This is a genomic window from Mycobacterium sp. 852014-52450_SCH5900713 (genome assembly GCF_001667075.1).
Taxonomy (GTDB): Bacteria; Actinomycetota; Actinomycetes; order Mycobacteriales; family Mycobacteriaceae; genus Mycobacterium.
This window is the reverse complement of sequence record NZ_LZIL01000050.1, coordinates 145344-161835: the sequence shown is the minus strand read 5'-3', so window position 1 is coordinate 161835 and position 16492 is coordinate 145344. Positions and strand designations below refer to the sequence as shown.

Genomic DNA, 16492 nt, shown 5'->3' with positions numbered 1-16492 from the left:
CCCCGCCGTCTCGGATGCGGCATTTCTGGAACAGGTTCTACTTTTGCATATCGACGGCGCGATGTAACGCCCCGCGCCCGCTTCCGGGCCCGTTGGAACGGGTCAACCTCGCCGCGTTCGCGTCCACTGCGAGAACATAAGGCCGGCGCTAGCCTTATTGCTGACCGTTTGTCGGCGCGCGGCGGCTATTGAATGGTGGCGTTCATGTTTGACCTATCCCGATGGGGATCGTATTGGGGCTGAATCGATTCGGCGCCGCGCTAAGTGTCCTGGCCGTCGTCGCCCTGGCGTTGCCGGGTTGCGGAAGCAATGACAACGGGGCGGGGCCGGGCACGCCGCCGGGCAAGGTGAGCTGCGGCGGGACGAAGACGCTGAAGGCCAGCGGGTCGACCGCCCAGGCCAACGCGATGACCCGCTTCATCAAGGCGTTCGAGCAGGCCTGCCCCGGCCAGACGCTGAACTACACGCCCAACGGGTCCGGAGCGGGTATTGGCGAATTCACCGGAAAACAAACGGATTTCGCCGGCTCGGACTCACCGTTGGCTCCCATCGAACACTTCGCGGCGCGGCAGCGCTGTGGTTCGCCGGCGTGGAATTTGCCGGTGGTGTTCGGGCCTATCGCGATCACCTACAACGTCACGGGTGTGACTTCGCTGAATCTGGACGGTCCGACGGCCGCGAAAGTGTTCAAGGGTGCCATCACGTCCTGGAACGATCCGGCGATTGCGGCGCTGAACCCCGGCGTCGCGTTGCCCGCCGAGCCGATTCGGGTGATCTTCCGCAACGACCAGTCCGGTACGACGGACAATTTCCAGAAGTACCTGGACTCGGCCGCCAACGGTGCCTGGGACAAGGGCATCGGGAAAACGTTCAATGGCGGTGTCGGTGAGGGGGCCAAGGGCAACGACGGCACGTCGGCGGCGGTCAAGGCCACCGAGGGATCCATCGCCTATAACGAATGGTCGTTTGCCCAGGCGCAGAAACTGGGCATGGCCAAGATCGTCACATCGGCCGGCCCGGATGCCGTGGCGATCAGCGCCGCCTCGGTCGGCAAGACGATCGCCGGTGCCGACTTCGTCGAGGAGGGCAACGACTTGGTCGTCGACACCTTCTCCTTCTACAAGCCGACCCAACCCGGCTCGTATCCGATCGTGCTCGCCACGTATGAGATCGTCTGCTCGAAGTATCCGGATCCCCAGGTCGCCGGCGCCGTGAAGGCGTTTCTGCAGAGCACCGTCGGTGCGGGGCAGAACGGCCTGTCGGACAACGGCTACATTCCCGTTCCGGAATCCTTGAAGGCCCGGTTGTCGGCGGCGATCGACGCCATTTCGTGAGCCTCCCGGCAGCCGCGCGCGGCCGTCCGCAAGCCGTCCTGGCCAGCGACAATCGGCCGGCAGCAATTTGCCCAACGTTAACCTTCTTGCTGTTAGCTTCGTTGCTGCGAGAGACGCTGGTCGCCGCGCAGCGGCTGGAAGAACGTCGGCAATCATGTTTCATCCCTACCGTTAGGAAGTGACTTGAAACTCAACCGATTCGGTGTCGCGATGAGCGTCGTGACCGCTGGTGCGCTGGCGTTGTCGGGGTGCGGAAGTGACAACAACGCCGGTGGCGGAAGCGCCACGAGCGGTTCGTCGTCGGGCAAGGTCGCCTGTGGCGGAAAGAAGACCTTGAAGGCCAGCGGGTCGACCGCCCAGGCCAACGCGATGACGCGCTTCGTCAACGCCTTCGAGCAAGCCTGCTCCGGTCAGACGTTGAATTACACCGCCAATGGCTCGGGCGCGGGAATCAGTGAATTCAACGGCAACCAAACCGATTTCGGCGGTTCGGACTCGCCGCTTGCTGCCAAGGAGTACGCGGCGGCGCAGCAGCGTTGCGGCTCACCGGCATGGAACCTGCCCGTGGTGTTCGGCCCGATCGCCATCACCTACAACGTCAAGGGCCTGACTTCGCTGAGCCTCGACGGCCCGACGGCGGCGAAAATATTCAACGGCGCCATCACGACGTGGAATGACCCGGCCATTGCGGCGCTCAACTCGGGTGTGACTTTGCCCGCCGAGCCGATTCACGTCGTGTTCCGCAACGACGAATCCGGCACCACGGACAACTTCCAGAAGTACCTCGACGCGGCCTCCAACGGTGCGTGGGGCAAGGGCGCCGGCAAGACGTTCAAGGGAGGCGTCGGTGAGGGGGCCAAGGGCAACGACGGCACGTCGGCGGCGATCAAGGCCACCGAGGGATCCATCACCTATAACGAATGGTCGTTCGCTCAGGCGCAGAAACTGGACATGGCCAAGGTCGTCACGTCCGCCGGTCCCGACGCGGTCGCGATCAGCTCCGACTCGGTCGGCAAGACGATTTCCGGGGCCAAGATCAGCGGGCAGGGCAACGACCTGGTGCTCGACACGCTCTCCTTCTATAAGCCGACCCAGCCCGGGTCGTACCCCATCGTGCTGGCGACGTATGAGATCGTTTGCTCGAAGTATCCCGATTCGCAGGTCGGCACTGCGGTGAAGGCGTTCCTGCAAAGTACGATCGGTGCGGGGCAGAGTGGCCTCGCCGACAATGGGTACATCCCCATCCCGGATTCGTTCAAGTCCAGACTGTCGGCTTCGATCAACGCCATCACGTGATTTGAGGTGGTCGTGACCCGAGGAGCGGTAGCCAGCCCGTCGACTCCGAAAAAACCCGAGCTCAAGGCGCTGGGCGCGCCGTCAGCTCGGCGGGGCGACCGGCTGTTCAAGCTGACGGCTGCCGCTGCCGGGTCGACGATCGTGGTCGCGATCCTGCTGATCGCGGTGTTCCTGCTGATCCGTGCCGTTCCGTCGTTGCGGGTCAACCACGCGAACTTCTTCACCAGCGCCCAGTTCAGCACCACGGACGCGGGGAAGCTGGCGTTCGGCATTCGTGACCTGTTGATGGTTACGGTGCTCAGTTCGCTCACCGCGCTGGTGGTGGCCGTGCCGGTCGCGGTCGGGATCGCGGTCTTCCTCACCCAATACGCGCCCAAGCGGCTGGCCCGCCCGTTCGGGGCGATCGTCGACCTGCTCGCCGCGGTGCCCTCGATCATCTTCGGGTTGTGGGGCATCTTCGTGCTGGCGCCCCGGATCGAGCCGGTCGCGGCCTTCCTGAATCGCAACCTCGGCTGGTTGTTCCTGTTCAAGCAGGGCAACGTCTCGCTGGCCGGTGGCGGCACCATCTTCACCGCGGGCATCGTGCTCTCGGCGATGATCCTGCCGATCATCACGTCGGTCTCCCGGGAAGTGTTCCGGCAGACCCCGCACATCCAGATGGAAGCGGCGCAAGCGCTGGGTGCCACCAAGTGGGAGGTGGTGCGGATGACCGTGCTGCCGTTCGGCCGCAGCGGCGTTATCGCGGCGTCCATGTTGGGGTTGGGCCGGGCGCTCGGCGAGACGGTGGCGGTCCTGATCATCTTGCGTTCCGCCGCGCGCCCGGGCAATTGGTCGCTGTTCGACGGCGGCTACACGTTCGCCTCGAAGATCGCCTCCGCGGCAGCAGAATTCAGTGAACCGTTGCCCACCGGGGCCTACATCGCCGCGGGATTCGCGTTGTTCGTCTTGACGTTCGTCGTCAACGCGCTCGCGCGTGCCATCGCCGGCGGGAAGGTCAACGGATGACGGCCAGCGTGTTCGACCGGCCGGTCAAAACCCAGGCGTTCCGGCCCGTCAGCGTCCGGCGCCGGCTCACGAACAGCGCGGCGACCGTATTCTTCGTCGCCTCGTTCCTCATCGCGCTGGTGCCGCTGGTCTGGGTGCTGTCGGTCGTGGTGGCCCGGGGTTGGTACGCGGTCACCCGAACGGGTTGGTGGACCCACTCGCTGCACGGGATTTTGCCGGAGCAGGTTGCCGGCGGCATCTATCACGCGCTGTACGGGACGGTCGTGCAGGCCGGCGTCGCCGCCCTGTTGTCCGTGCCGCTGGGCCTGATGACCGCCGTCTTCCTGGTGGAATACGGCACCGGCCGGCTGGTGCGGCTGACGACGTTCATGGTCGACGTGCTCGCCGGGGTGCCCTCAATCGTGGCCGCGCTGTTCATCTTCAGCCTCTGGATCGCCACCCTGGGATTCCAGCAGAGCTCGTTCGCCGTGTCGCTGGCGCTGGTCTTGTTGATGCTGCCGGTGGTGGTGCGGTCCGCCGAGGAAATGCTCAGGCTGGTGCCCGACGATCTGCGCGAAGCCAGCTACGCGCTCGGGGTTCCCAAGTGGAAGACCATCATGCGGATCGTGTTCCCGATCGCGATGCCCGGCATCGTCTCCGGCGTCTTGCTGTCCGTCGCTCGGGTCGTCGGCGAAACCGCCCCGGTGCTGGTGCTGGTCGGCTACAGCCGGTCGATCAACCTCGACATCTTCCACGGCAACATGGCCTCTCTCCCGCTGCTGATCTACACCGAACTCACCAATCCCGAGCGCGCCGGTTTCCTGCGCATCTGGGGCGCGGCGCTGAGCCTGATCATCATCGTCGCCGTGATCAACCTGATCGCGGCGGCGACCCGGTTCCTGGCGAGCCGCCGGCGCTGACCACGCGGCGGTTCCGCGTCAGGATTTCGATGCGGCCTTCTTGGCCGGTGCCTTTTTCGCCGGTGCCTTTTTCGCGGTGGTCTTCTTGGCGGCCGTTTTCTTGGCCGGCGCCTTCTTCGCGGGAGCCTTCCCGTTACCGGAGCGCGCCTTCACGCTGGCTTCCAGCCTGGCCAGCAGGTCGGAGACGTCCTCGGTCTCGTCGAGTTCCTTCGGTTGCTCCTCGGTGGTAAAGGCTTCGCCGCCTTCGAGTTTCGCGTCGATGAGCTCCTGCAGCTGCTCCTGGTAGGTGTCGTGGTAGCGGTCCGGATTGAAGTCTTCGGCCATCGACTCCACTACCTGACCGGCCATCTTGAGCTCCGCCGGCTTGATCTCGACTTCCTTGTCCAGCACCGGGAAGTCGGGGTCGCGGATTTCGTCGGGCCACAGCAGGGTGTGCACCATCATCACGTCGCGCTTGCCGAAGTCCTTGACCCGCAACGCCGCCAGCCGCGTCTTGTTGCGCAGCGTAAAGTGCACGATCGCCATCCGATCGGTCTCGGCGAGCGTCTTTGCCAGCAACACATAGGATTTCGACGACTTGGAATCCGGCTCCAGAAAGTAGCTGCGGTCGAACAGCATGGGGTCGACCTCTTCGGCGGGCACGAACTCCAGTACCTCGATCTCGCGGCTGCGTTCTTCGGGCAGGGTGGAGATGTCGTCGTCGGTGATGATGACCATTTGCCCGTCATCGGATTCGAACGCCCGGGCGATGTCGCGGTATTCGACGACCTCGCCGTCCACCTCGCACACGCGTTGATATCGGATGCGGCCGTTGTCCTTGGCGTGCACCTGATGGAACTTGATGTCGTGGTCCTGGGTGGCGCTGTACACCTTGACCGGGACGTTGACCAGCCCGAACGCGATCGAGCCCTTCCAGATGGAGCGCATGTAAGTCAGTATGCCCATACTGTTCGCCGGCTAACAGGACGCGGGGCCGTTGCGCCGCAGCTCGTGACCGCATCGAGGCCTGCCGAGAAGCTACGGCCGGTTTGCCCGGGCCCGCAGGTCGGCGCGATAGGGGAGGGCTGCCCCGGCGCGGCCCACGGTCACGGACGACGAAAGGCTGGCCGCCTCGAGCGCTTCCGCGAGGACATTGATCGGGATGTTGCGCAGGGCGGCCCGGCGGTCGGCGCCCAACAAGTTCATTCCCCAGAGCGCATCGAGGAGCCCGACCGCGAAGGCGTCACCGGCGCCGACGGTGTCCACCACCCGCACCGGCCTGGCGGCCGCGCGCGCCTCGCCGGCCGAGCACAGGGCCAGCGAGCCACGGGCGCCCATCGTCACCGCCACGATCGCCGGTCCCGACGCCAGCCAGCTTCGAGCGGTCTGCTCCGGTTCGTGATCGGGGTCGATCCAGCGCAGGTCCTCGTCGCTGACCTTGACGACGTCGCTGAGCTCCACCAGACGCGCGATGCGGGCTCGCGCCGAGGCCGGGTCGTCGATCAGCGACGGCCGGACGTTCGGGTCGAAGGTGACCGTGGCCGAGACGCGGTAGGTGTCGATCAGCGCCGCGACCGCAAGGCAGCCCGGCTCCCGCACGGCGGCGATGGATCCGGTATGGACGAACAGTGGTGGCGGAACTTCTGGTGTGCCGGAGAGCCGCCAGTCCAGATCGAACGCGTAGTCCGCCGACCCGTCCTCGGCGAGGGTAGCTACCGCGGTCGGTGTCCGGATAGCCGCAATGCTACCCGGGACTAGCTGTGCACCAGCAGCTTTCACGTAGTCCACAATGCGCCGGCCATATGGGTCGTCGGCGATGTGGGTCAGGAAGTCGACGTCGCGGCCCAGCCGGGCGAGTCCGACGGCGACGTTGAGCGGACTGCCACCGACATGCTCGTCGCCGTCGACGATGTCGATCAGTGACTCACCGATCACCAGCCCGCGGGTCATCGCACCAAAGCCTCCAACGTCGCCCGAGCTCCCTTGCTGTGCAACGAATCCAGCGCCCAGCAATACGCCTCGACGAACCGCGGTTGGTGGGCCAGATCGCAGAACACGGCGGTCACCTCAATGAACGCGGTCGGATTCTGGTGTTGCGACCGGGCGATCGGGATGAGCGAATCCGCGAGCTGGTCCACCACCTCGTACGGCTTACCCCATTCGTCGGTGCCCTCGGCGTAGCGGGCCCAGCTGGCCGCCGCCGCGGCCGCCAATTGAACCGGTCCGTCGGTGGCCAGGTTGTCGCAGATGACGGGAAACAGCCATTTCGGGATGCGGTCCGACGAGTAGGCGCAGAGGCGCGCGATGGTGTCGCGCACGGCGGGGTTGGCGAACCGCTCGACCAGCGTGCGGCCGTACTCGTGCAGGTCGATTCCCGGCACCGGCGGCAGGGTGGGGATGGCCTCGGTGTCGAAGTAAGAGAGCAGGAATTCGGCGAAGAGGGGATCGCGCGCCGCCTCGTGGACGAACTGGAAGCCGCACAGATGGGCGAAGTAGGCCAGGCACTGATGCCCCGCGTTGAGCAGCCGCAGCTTCATCAGCTCGTATGGGCGCACGTCGTCGACCATCAACACCCCCGCTTGTTCAAGCGGTGGCCGACCATCGGCGAAGTCGTCTTCGATCACCCAGGCGGTGAAGGGTTCGGCAACCACCGGCCACCGGTCGTCGACGCCGAAGTCTCGCCGTACTTCCGCGGCCATCTCCAAAGTCGTTGCCGGAGTAATGCGGTCAACCATCGAACTAGGGAACCGAGCATGTTCTGCCACCCACTCGGCCAGCGCGGGATCTCTGCGTTCGGCACTGGCGAGCACGGTACGCCTGGCGACTTCACCGTTGTTCTCGATGTTGTCGCAAGAGACCACGGTCGGCGCGGGGACTCCTCGATCGCGCCGCCTGGCGAGCGCCTCGGTGATCAACGCGAACGCCGGCCCATCGGGGTCGCGATACCCGCCTTCGGTGATGGTCAGCGAGATGATCCGGGTCGATGCCGCGACGAGCACCTCTAACGCCGATTCCGGATCGTCCGGGGCATAGCGGTAGTCAACGATCGACCCGATGACTTGGGCATCCCGGCTGCCGTTGGGATTCTCCAAGATCAACGTGTACAGGCCGTCCTGACCGTTGAGGACATCGCGCATCGTCCAGTCGGCGGGCATCACCCCGACGCCGCAGATGCCCCAGTCGTGTGCCAGGCCCTGCTGCATCAGCAGGTTGAGGTACGCAGCCTGATGCGCCCGGTGGAAATGACCGGCGCCGATATGCGCAATACCGACGGTCACGCTGCCGCGGTCATAGTTCGGCGCGTCGATCGGCAGTTCGGAAAGCGACGCATTATTCAGGTTGATCGCGCGAGCCACCATTGGCCAACTCCTCACCGGGCCACAGACCGGATCGTTACCGGGCTCGCAGCCACTCTCGACGATATGACGGCCCGAGGGCCGAGGCCCGGTCGGCGGACCAGTCCCGGACCAGGTGATGTCCTACGCGGGGGGAGGACCTCCGGCCGGCACAGCCGACAACAGCAGGACATCGGCAAGCGCACGCCACGAATCGGTTATTGCGACTGCGCCGGCATCGATCAATTCCGTTCGGCGGCAATCCCGTTCGTCGGGTAACACGAACATCAGGTTGCCCACGGTGGCGAAGCCGGCCGCGACCGCGGAACTCACGCCGGCCACGGAGTCCTCGATGGCCAGCCCCTGTTCCGCTGCGACACCCATGACCTCACCGGAGTGCAGATACACCGCCGGGTCGGGTTTGCTTGTCGGCACTGGAAGCGAGTCCTCCGCACTGAAAGTCACGGCCTCCGGTATCAGCGAGTCGATGCCGGTGGCGGCGAAGCAGGCGCGCAGACGCTTGGTGGCGCTGGAGCTAACGGCCGCCAGCGCGTAGTGCGGTGCGAGGTCTCGCAGCGGTTGCAGCACATGCGGGTCGGGGGTCAGGGTGACCGCCAGATGCGCGGTGACCCGTTCGCGCTCTTCGCGCACCCACTGCTCGAGTTCGTCGGCGGACAACGCGTTGCCGCTCGCCAAGTCGCCGGCTGAGGCGACCAGTGCCCCAGGCAGGCCGTCGGCCAACGTGGGGTCGAGTGGCAGTTGGCACTGGACCGCCAGGCCCAGAGCCATGGCGCGGAAGTTCTTCCCGACGGCCCGCTTACGCAACTCCTCCGAGTCGAGCGGAGCGGTCACCCCGAACCTGGCCAGGAAGCGATTCATCACCTCGGTCGACGCTTCGAACGCCGGCCGCTCCGAAGCGAACAGGTTGTCATCGGCGTCACATAGCAAAGTCGTGATCGGCGCCGGGTCGAACGTGCGCACAATGGTCAGCCCATCGGTCATCGTGCCACCAACTCTCGTTCGTCGTTGCGCATCGCGTCACGCAGCGTGGGCACCACGCCGCGCGTGTCGATCTGCGCAATCATCTCGCCGAGGCGCTCCGCAAAGCCGGGAACTGCGCGCAGCTCGGCGAACATCGCATGCCGCAGCAGCGGATCTGGGTTGTTGCCCGCCATGTTGGCCAACTTAGCCACCGGTATCGCCTGCGAGTCGTCCAGGCGCAGCTTGCGGCCCTTCAGGTCGTGGCCGCGCATATACCTGGCCCATCCGGCAACGGCCAACATCAGCAGCGTGTGCGGTCGACCCTGCGCGATCGCCTCCTGCAGGGAGGGCAGCACAAACGAGGTGATTTTGCTCGTTCCCCGCCGGGCCAGCCGCGACAATTGGTCGCTCATGCGGGGATTGCCCAGCCGATCGAGCAAGGTGGCCCGGTATTCGGGGGTGTTCATTCCGGGGATTGCGGGCAGCAGCGGTTGAATCTCGTCGCGCAGCAGCTTCTCGACGTAATCGAAGATGACGCGGTCGCGCATCGCTTCGTCGGTGCGCTGGTAGCCGGCCAGCGTGGCCAGGCACGCGAGCGCGATGTGGGTACCGTTGAGAAGACGTGTCTTGATCAGCTTGTGGTCGCTGACATCGGCAACGAATTCGGCGCCGACCTCCTCGAGCGGCGGCCGCCCGTTGCTGAACGAATCCTCGATCACCCATTGGCGATACGGCTCGGTCACGACCGGACACCTGTCGGCGACGCCGAACGTCTGCTCGACGAATTTGCGCTCCGAGTTCGAGGTTTGCGGGGTGATGCGATCGACCATGGTCGACGGGAACGCGACATGCTTTTCGATCCAGCGGGCAAGCCCCGGATCCTTGCACGCGGCGAACGACACCAGCGCGGTTCTCGCCGGCCGGGTGTCGCCCGGAATGTTGTCGCAGCAGAGCACGGTGAATGGCGCGAAGCCCGCGCGGCGGCGCCGATCGAGAGCTTCTGCCAGATATCCCCACGCGGTGGCGTAGCCATCGGACGCGACCAGGTCGGCGCGCACGTCGGGGTGGTTCGCGTCGAACTCGTCGGTGACTGGATTCAGGAAGTATCCGTTGTCGGTGATGGTCAGGCTGACGATTCGGGTTTGGGGATCGGCCAGGGCGGCACGGACCGCGGCGCCGTCATGCGGTGCGTAATGGACGGAGCCGATCGATCCGACCACGCGGGCGGTCTGGCCGTCATGGCCGCGCTGCACGACGGTGTAGAGCCCGTCCTGTGCGGACAGCAAGTCTTTGGCACCCGGGGAGTGCAGGCTGACGCCGGTAACACCCCAACGATGCGAAATGCCCGAGCGGGCAAGGTCGTCGAAGTAAACGGCCTGATGTGCGCGGTGGAAGTTGCCCGCACCGATGTGAACGACACCGCGTTGCAGGGCCGACCTCTCGTAAGTGGGTATTGCGATTCGCTGAGAATGCAGTTGCAGGGTGGCATTGCTGAGGGGGACGCCGCCTTCTGGACGCCGGGACATTATGCGCATCGGTACTCCGTGCCCGGGCTGCCCGCGGGTCTAACGCCTTCGTAATCGACGTCACACAAATTTACGTTTGAGACATAATCCGTGGTGGGAAGCCATGATCGCTGCTCAAACGCGTAAGTTGACACCATGGCACCGCGGGTGAAGCTCACCAACGCCGACAAGGTGCTCTACCCCGCCACCGGCACCACCAAGCGGGACGTCTTCGACTACTACACCCGGATCGCCGAGGTGATGATCCCGCACATCGCGGGGCGCCCGGCCACCCGCAAACGCTGGCCCAATGGCGTCGAACAGGATTCGTTCTTCGAGAAGCAACTGGCCTCGTCGGCGCCGGACTGGCTGCCGCGCGCGAGCGTCACGCACCGGTCCGGAACCACGACGTATCCGATCATCGACAGCCCCGAAGGGCTGGCCTGGATCGCGCAACAAGCGGCGCTGGAAGTACACGTGCCGCAATGGCGGTTCGTCGCCGAGTGGACCCGAAGCAAAGCGGAAGAGCTCAAGCCCGGTCCCGCCACCCGATTGGTGTTCGACCTCGACCCCGGTGAAGGCGTGACCATGGCCCAGCTCGCCGAGGTGGCCCATGCCGTGCGCGATCTCATCGGCGGAATCGGGCTGACCCTGTTTCCGCTCACCAGCGGCAGCAAAGGCCTGCACCTCTACGCACCGCTGGCGGAGCCGGTGAGCAGCAAGGGGGCGACGGTGTTGGCGAAACGGGTTGCCCAGCAACTGGAAAAGTCGATGCCGAAGCTGGTCACGTCGACCATGACCCGGAGCCTGCGCGCGGGAAAGGTGTTTTTGGACTGGAGCCAGAACAACGGGGCGAAGACGACCATCGCGCCGTATTCGTTGCGCGGGCGCGAACATCCGACGGTGGCGGCGCCGCGCACTTGGGAGGAACTCGCCGCTCCGGGGTCGCTGCGTCAATTGCGCTACGACGAGGTGCTGGACCGGGTGGCGCGCGACGGCGATCTGCTGGCGGCGCTGGACAACGACGTCGCCGTCTCGGACCGGTTGACCAAGTACCGCAGCATGCGGGACGCGTCGAAAACTCCGGAGCCGGTCCCCCGGACGAAACCGACCACGGGCCAGGGCAATTCCTTCGTCATCCAGGAACACCATGCCCGTCGGCTGCACTACGACTTCCGGCTGGAGCGCGACGGCGTGCTGGTGTCGTGGGCGGTGCCGAAGAACCTGCCCGAAACCACCTCGGTGAACCACCTGGCGGTGCACACCGAGGATCATCCGCTGGAGTACGGCAGCTTCGAGGGCAACATCCCCAAGGGGGAGTACGGGGCCGGCAAGGTGATCATCTGGGACTCCGGGACTTATGAGACGGAGAAGTTTAATGACTCCGCCGAAAAGGGTGAGGTCATCGTCAATCTGCATGGCAGCAAGGTTTCCGGCCGCTATGCGCTGATCCAGACCAACGGTGACCAGTGGCTGGCGCACCGGATGAAAGACCAGAAGGTCTTCGACTTCGACGGGATAGCGCCCATGCTCGCCACCCACGGCTCGGTGTCGGCGCGCAAGGCGAGCCAGTGGGCCTTCGAAGGCAAGTGGGACGGCTACCGGCTGCTGGTCGAAATCGACCACGGCGCCCTGCGGGTGAGGTCGCGGCGCGGACGCGAGGTCACCAACGAATACCCTCAATTAGGTTCGCTAGCAGCAGATCTCGCCGACCATCACGTGGTGCTCGACGGCGAGGCCGTCGTCTTGGACGCCGCAGGAGTGCCGAGCTTTCACGCGATGCAGAACCGCGGACGCGGCAGCCGAGTGGAATTCTGGGCATTCGATGTGCTGTATCTCGACGGCCGTTCCCTGCTGAGGGCCCGCTACCAGGACCGCCGAAAGTTGTTGGAAACGCTCGCGAGCGGCAGCGACCTCATCGTCCCGGAGTTGTTGCCGGGCGATGGGAAACAGGCGCTGGAGCACTCTGCCAAGCACGGCTGGGAGGGCGTGGTCGCCAAGAAGCGCGACTCCACCTATCAGCCGGGTCGACGCTCGGCGTCCTGGATCAAGGACAAGCATTGGAACACCCAGGAAGTCGTCATCGGCGGCTGGAAGGCGGGAGAGGGCGGCCGCAGCAGCGGCATCGGCTCGCTGCTGATGGGCATTCCGACCGACGGCGGACTGCACTTCGCCGGACGGGTCGGCACCGGGTTCACCGAACGTGACCTGGCGAACCTGAAGAAGACCCTGGCGCCGCTGCACACCGACCGATCCCCCTTCACCCCACCGCTTCCCCGCGGCGAGGCCAGGGGCGTGACCTACGTCGAGGCGGTGCTGGTGGGGGAGGTGCGCTACAGCGAGTGGACCCCCGATGACCGGCTACGCCAATCGAGCTGGCGCGGCCTGCGACCGGATAAGGAACCGAGTGAGGTGGTGCGCGAATGAAATGGGTGACCTACCTGGACGCCGACGGTGAACGCACCGGGGTGCTCTCCGGTGACGCCATCCACGCGATGCCCGCCGGCGTGACGCTGCTCGGCCTGATCGGCCGTGGCGCCGACGGGTTGCGCGCGGCCGGCGAGGAGGCGCTGCGCGCACCGGCGGCCACCGTGCCCCTGGCCGCGGTGCGGCTCTTGCCACCGATCCCGCGGCCGCCGTCCATCCGGGACTCGCTGTGCTTTCTGGACCACATGCGCAACTGCCAGGCCGCGCTGGGCGCCGGGCGAACGCTCGCCGACAGTTGGTACCGGATACCGGCGTTTTATTTCGCCTGCCCAGCAACGGTTCTGGGACCCTACGACGACGCCCCCACCGCGCCCGGGAGTGCTTGGCAGGACTTCGAACTGGAGATCGCCGCGGTCATCGGAACGGGTGGGCGGGACCTCTCGGTCGAGGAAGCCGAACGCGCCATCATCGGCTACACCATCTTCAACGACTGGTCCGCGCGTGACCTGCAGCAAATGGAAAGCCAACTCGGCATTGGGCAGGGCAAGGGCAAAGACAGCGGCGTCACCCTGGGCCCATACTTGGTGACGCCCGACGAGCTCGAGCCCTACCGGCGGGACGGCAGGCTCGACCTGCGGGTTACCGCCCTGGTCAACGACACCGTGATCGGGTCCGGATCGACCGCCCAAATGGATTGGACCTTCGGCGAAGTCATCTCCTACGCGTCGCGCGGCGTGTCGCTCGTCCCCGGCGACGTCATCGGCTCCGGCACCGTGCCGACCTGCACGCTGGTCGAGCACCTGAACCCGACGGCGCTGGACTCGTTCCCCGGCTGGCTGCACGACGGCGACGTCGTCACCCTCCAGGTTCAGGGGCTCGGCGAGACCCGGCAAACCGTGCGCGCCAGCGGCGCACCGCATCCCCTGGCGGCTCGGCCCAATCCGGACGCGGCGCCCGCCCCGCGGCGGGTGAACCGGGCGCCCGCGAAGGTGCCCTACACGCGCGGCCTGCACCAGGTCGCCGACCGGGTGTGGGCGTGGACGCTGCCGGACGGGGGCTATGGGTGGAGCAACGCCGGGCTGGTCGCCGGCGAGGGGGCGTCCCTGCTCGTCGACACCCTGTTCGACCTGGCGCTGACGCGCGAAATGCTCACCGCGATGCGGGATATCACCTCGTCGGCACCTATCACCGACGCCCTGATCACCCACTCGAACGGGGACCACACCCACGGCAACCAGCTGCTCGACGCCTCGGTGCGGATCATCGCCGCGCAGGGCACCGCCGAGGAGATCGCGCACGGGATGGCGCCCGAAATGCTGGCGATGGCGCAGACCGCGAACCTCGGGCCGGTTGCCACCCCCTACACGCGAGACCGATTCGGGCACTTCGACTTCAGCGGCATTACGGTGCGCAACGCGGATCGGACGTTCGACCGTGAGCTGACCATCGAGGTGGGTGGGCGGCGCGTCGAACTGCTGAACCTGGGGCCCGCGCACACCGCCGCGGATTCGGTGGTCCATGTGCCCGACGCGGGGGTCCTCTTCGGTGGCGACCTGTTGTTCATCGGCTGCACCCCGATCGTGTGGGCCGGCCCGATCGCCAACTGGATCGCCGCGTGCGACGCGATGATCGCGCTCGACGCGCCGACAGTGGTGCCAGGCCATGGCCCGGTCAGCGACCCGGACGGAATCCGCGGTGTCCGTGGGTATCTCGCGCACGTCTCCGAACAAGCTGAGGCCGCCTACCGCCGGGGGCAGTCGTGGTCCGAAGCGGCGGACACCATCGACCTCGGTGAGTATGCGACCTGGCTGGACGCGGAGCGGGTGGTCGTCAACGTCTACCAGCGCTACCGCGAACTCGACCCCGACACCCCGCAGCTGGAGGTCATGGCCCTGCTGGTGATGCAGGCCGAGTGGCTGGCCAAGCGGGGCTAAAGCCGCACGGCCCGCACGAATTTGATCGTGGTGGCCGGAACCCGCTGCGCGGCCTGTCCCAACTCCGGTAACCCGGCGGCGGAGAACAGATCGGTGAGCCGGGATTCGGTGATGTCCCAACCGTTCTCGTGAAGATGCGCGGCGACGTCGGTGTGCTCGCCCGGGTAGGACAGCTTGCCGAGGTCCATGTCGAGCCCCCACCGTCGCCAGCCTTCGTTCATGACCCGGGCCTGTTCCTGGGCCTCCGGCGAAGTTCCGGTCACCGTTCCGTAGTCGGCGGCGAACCTGCTGCCCTCGGCGGACAGCGGGATGATGGAGTCCAGCAGCCGAACCTCGGCCTCGGGGGGCAGCCATCCGATGAGCACCCCCTCGGCGAGCCAGGCCGTGGGATGGGCCGGATCGAAACCGGCCTCCTGCAGCGCCGCCGGCCAGTCGTCACGCAGATCGATCCCCACCTCGCGAAGCTTCGCGGTGGGCGCCGCCCCGATCTCGGACATCGTCGCCGCCTTGAACGCGATCACCTCGGGCTGATCGATCTCGTACACCGTCGTGCCGATCGGCCAGCGCAGCCGGTAGGCGCGGGAATCCAGTCCCGAAGCCACGATCACCACCTGCAGCAGCCCCGCCTGGCCGGCCGCCGCGAAATAGTCATCGAAGTACCGGGCGCGGGCGGCGAAAGTGTCGACCATCCGGTGGAACCCGACGCTCCGCTCGAGCTCGTCGGAATCCAGTTCGCCGCTGGCCAGCTTGCTGAACACGTCCAACCCGACGGCACGTACCAGCGGTTCGGCGAAGTCGTCGGTGATGACCGGCTGCGGACGCTTGCTCGCGGCGGCCCTGGCCGCGGCGACCATAGTGGCCGTCGCTCCCACGCTGTTGGCCAGGTCCCAGCTGTCACCTTCGGTTCGTGCCATGGTTTCTCCTTCGATGTGGCGGCCAAACCACGGTATGCCCCGTCGGTGAATAGCGCGTCGCTTACGGTTTCTCGTATGCCCGCAGTGGAATTGGAAAACCTCGAAGGCGACATCGCCCGCATCGTCTTGAACCGCCCGGAGCGCCTGAACGCCATCGACGGATCGCTGATCGATGGCGTGGAGCGTGCCTTGGACGCCCTCAGCGGCGGCGAGTTCAGGGCCGCGATCCTGACCGGCGCCGGACGCGGATTCTGCGCCGGGGCCGACTTGAGCGGCACCGGGGAGCCGTGGACCAGCCCAAGGCCCTCGACCCCGCCGTTCAAGGTCAACTACGACTCCCAGGTCCGCCTGGCCGAACTGTTCACCCGGATCTACGAGCTGCCCATCCCGGTGATCGCCGCCGTCAACGGCGTCGCCGTCGGGGGAGGGCTGGCGTTCGCACTGGTCTCCGACATCCGTGTCGCTTCCGACCAGGCCCGGTTCTCCTCGGCGTTCATCAAGGCGGGCTTCTCGTCGATGGACATGGGCACCAGCTATCTGCTGCCGAAGATCGTCGGCGCGGGAGTGGCTCGCGAACTCATGCTGACCGGCCGCATCATCGACGCGGCCGAGGCCTACCGCATCAAGCTGGTGCACGAGGTGGTTGCCCCCGACCAGCTGATGACGGCCGCGCTGAAGGTCGCCCGGTCGATCGCGGAGAACAACGCCTACGGCGTGTGGCAGACCAAGATCGGGCTCAACGCGGCACTGGACGCGCCTAGCTTGCGGCATGCCATCGAGATCGAGAACCGCACCCAGATCCTCAGCGGTTTCACCAACAACCCGGCCGAGGCGGCCAAGGCGCACCGGGAGAAGCGGGCTCCGAAGTGGGATCCGCTGTGAC

13 protein-coding genes are annotated in these 16492 nt (G+C 66.3%); 7 read left to right on the top strand and 6 right to left on the bottom strand.

Going from position 1 to position 16492, the window contains the following annotated elements; translation table 11 throughout:
- Nucleotides 1-233: 233 nt before the first annotated feature.
- From pstS (A5773_RS14930) to pstA, 4 genes are all read left to right on the top strand, one after another.
- Nucleotides 234-1334, top strand: a complete 1101-nt coding sequence (gene pstS, locus A5773_RS14930; protein WP_066957810.1) for a phosphate ABC transporter substrate-binding protein PstS — start codon at nt 234-236, stop codon at nt 1332-1334.
- A 183-nt stretch (nt 1335-1517) separates the two neighbouring features.
- Nucleotides 1518-2630 carry a phosphate ABC transporter substrate-binding protein PstS gene (pstS, locus tag A5773_RS14925; protein ID WP_066957533.1) on the top strand — a complete coding sequence of 371 codons (1113 nt, stop codon included), beginning with the start codon at nt 1518-1520 and terminating at the stop codon, nt 2628-2630.
- A 6-nt stretch (nt 2631-2636) separates the two neighbouring features.
- Nucleotides 2637-3635, top strand: a complete 999-nt coding sequence (gene pstC, locus A5773_RS14920) for a phosphate ABC transporter permease subunit PstC (RefSeq protein ID WP_066957531.1) — start codon at nt 2637-2639, stop codon at nt 3633-3635.
- Nucleotides 3632-4534, top strand: coding sequence for a phosphate ABC transporter permease PstA (pstA, locus tag A5773_RS14915; RefSeq protein WP_066957530.1), 903 nt, complete (start codon nt 3632-3634; stop codon nt 4532-4534). The genes pstC and pstA overlap by 4 nt, the downstream gene beginning before the upstream one ends.
- 18 nt (nt 4535-4552) lie before the next feature.
- On the opposite strand, the gene A5773_RS14910 is transcribed toward pstA, so the two are convergent.
- The 5 genes from A5773_RS14910 to A5773_RS14890 form a co-directional block, all read right to left on the bottom strand.
- Complete coding sequence (locus A5773_RS14910) at nt 4553-5461, bottom strand: Ku protein (RefSeq protein ID WP_066957527.1); 909 nt, start codon at nt 5459-5461, stop codon at nt 4553-4555.
- A gap of 90 nt (nt 5462-5551) precedes the next feature.
- Nucleotides 5552-6463: a carbohydrate kinase gene (locus tag A5773_RS14905; protein WP_066957525.1), complete on the bottom strand. Its 912-nt coding sequence runs from the start codon at nt 6461-6463 to the stop codon at nt 5552-5554.
- The gene (locus A5773_RS14900) at nt 6460-7872 is read right to left on the bottom strand and encodes a mannitol dehydrogenase family protein (protein ID WP_066957523.1); all 1413 of its coding nucleotides are present in this window, start codon (nt 7870-7872) and stop codon (nt 6460-6462) included. Before A5773_RS14900 ends, A5773_RS14905 begins: the two co-directional genes overlap by 4 nt.
- Before the next feature lie 120 nt (nt 7873-7992).
- On the bottom strand, nt 7993-8850 hold the full coding sequence (locus A5773_RS14895) for an HAD family phosphatase (RefSeq protein ID WP_066957521.1): 858 nt from the start codon (nt 8848-8850) through the stop codon (nt 7993-7995).
- Nucleotides 8847-10364 (bottom strand): mannitol dehydrogenase family protein, encoded by a 1518-nt coding sequence (locus A5773_RS14890; RefSeq protein WP_066957519.1) that lies wholly within the window; start codon nt 10362-10364, stop codon nt 8847-8849. Before A5773_RS14890 ends, A5773_RS14895 begins: the two co-directional genes overlap by 4 nt.
- A gap of 126 nt (nt 10365-10490) precedes the next feature.
- On the opposite strand from A5773_RS14890, the gene A5773_RS14885 reads away from it, so the two are divergent.
- Nucleotides 10491-12761, top strand: a complete 2271-nt coding sequence (locus tag A5773_RS14885; protein ID WP_067265448.1) for an ATP-dependent DNA ligase — start codon at nt 10491-10493, stop codon at nt 12759-12761.
- Nucleotides 12758-14695 carry a fumarylacetoacetate hydrolase family protein gene (locus A5773_RS14880; RefSeq protein ID WP_066957514.1) on the top strand — a complete coding sequence of 646 codons (1938 nt, stop codon included), beginning with the start codon at nt 12758-12760 and terminating at the stop codon, nt 14693-14695. The genes A5773_RS14885 and A5773_RS14880 overlap by 4 nt, the downstream gene beginning before the upstream one ends.
- Here A5773_RS14880 and A5773_RS14875 read toward each other — a convergent pair.
- A complete protein-coding gene (locus tag A5773_RS14875; protein ID WP_066957512.1) occupies nt 14692-15609 on the bottom strand; it encodes an SAM-dependent methyltransferase in 918 nt (305 codons plus the stop codon). The genes A5773_RS14880 and A5773_RS14875 overlap by 4 nt on opposite strands.
- 75 nt (nt 15610-15684) lie before the next feature.
- Between A5773_RS14875 and A5773_RS14870 the strand changes: the two genes are divergently transcribed.
- A complete protein-coding gene (locus A5773_RS14870) occupies nt 15685-16491 on the top strand; it encodes an enoyl-CoA hydratase/isomerase family protein (protein ID WP_066957510.1) in 807 nt (268 codons plus the stop codon).
- Nucleotide 16492: the final 1 nt, after the last annotated feature.

Coding starts and splice junctions, on each gene's coding strand:
- pstA (WP_066957530.1), top strand. CDS start 3,632: ATGACGGCCAGCGTGTTCGACCGGCCGGTCAAAACCCAGGCGTTCCGG.
- A5773_RS14910 (WP_066957527.1), bottom strand. CDS start 5,461: ATGCGCTCCATCTGGAAGGGCTCGATCGCGTTCGGGCTGGTCAACGTC.
- A5773_RS14905 (WP_066957525.1), bottom strand. CDS start 6,463: ATGACCCGCGGGCTGGTGATCGGTGAGTCACTGATCGACATCGTCGAC.
- A5773_RS14900 (WP_066957523.1), bottom strand. CDS start 7,872: ATGGTGGCTCGCGCGATCAACCTGAATAATGCGTCGCTTTCCGAACTG.
- A5773_RS14895 (WP_066957521.1), bottom strand. CDS start 8,850: ATGACCGATGGGCTGACCATTGTGCGCACGTTCGACCCGGCGCCGATC.
- A5773_RS14890 (WP_066957519.1), bottom strand. CDS start 10,364: ATGCGCATAATGTCCCGGCGTCCAGAAGGCGGCGTCCCCCTCAGCAAT.
- A5773_RS14885 (WP_067265448.1), top strand. CDS start 10,491: ATGGCACCGCGGGTGAAGCTCACCAACGCCGACAAGGTGCTCTACCCC.
- A5773_RS14880 (WP_066957514.1), top strand. CDS start 12,758: ATGAAATGGGTGACCTACCTGGACGCCGACGGTGAACGCACCGGGGTG.
- A5773_RS14875 (WP_066957512.1), bottom strand. CDS start 15,609: ATGGCACGAACCGAAGGTGACAGCTGGGACCTGGCCAACAGCGTGGGA.
- A5773_RS14870 (WP_066957510.1), top strand. CDS start 15,685: ATGCCCGCAGTGGAATTGGAAAACCTCGAAGGCGACATCGCCCGCATC.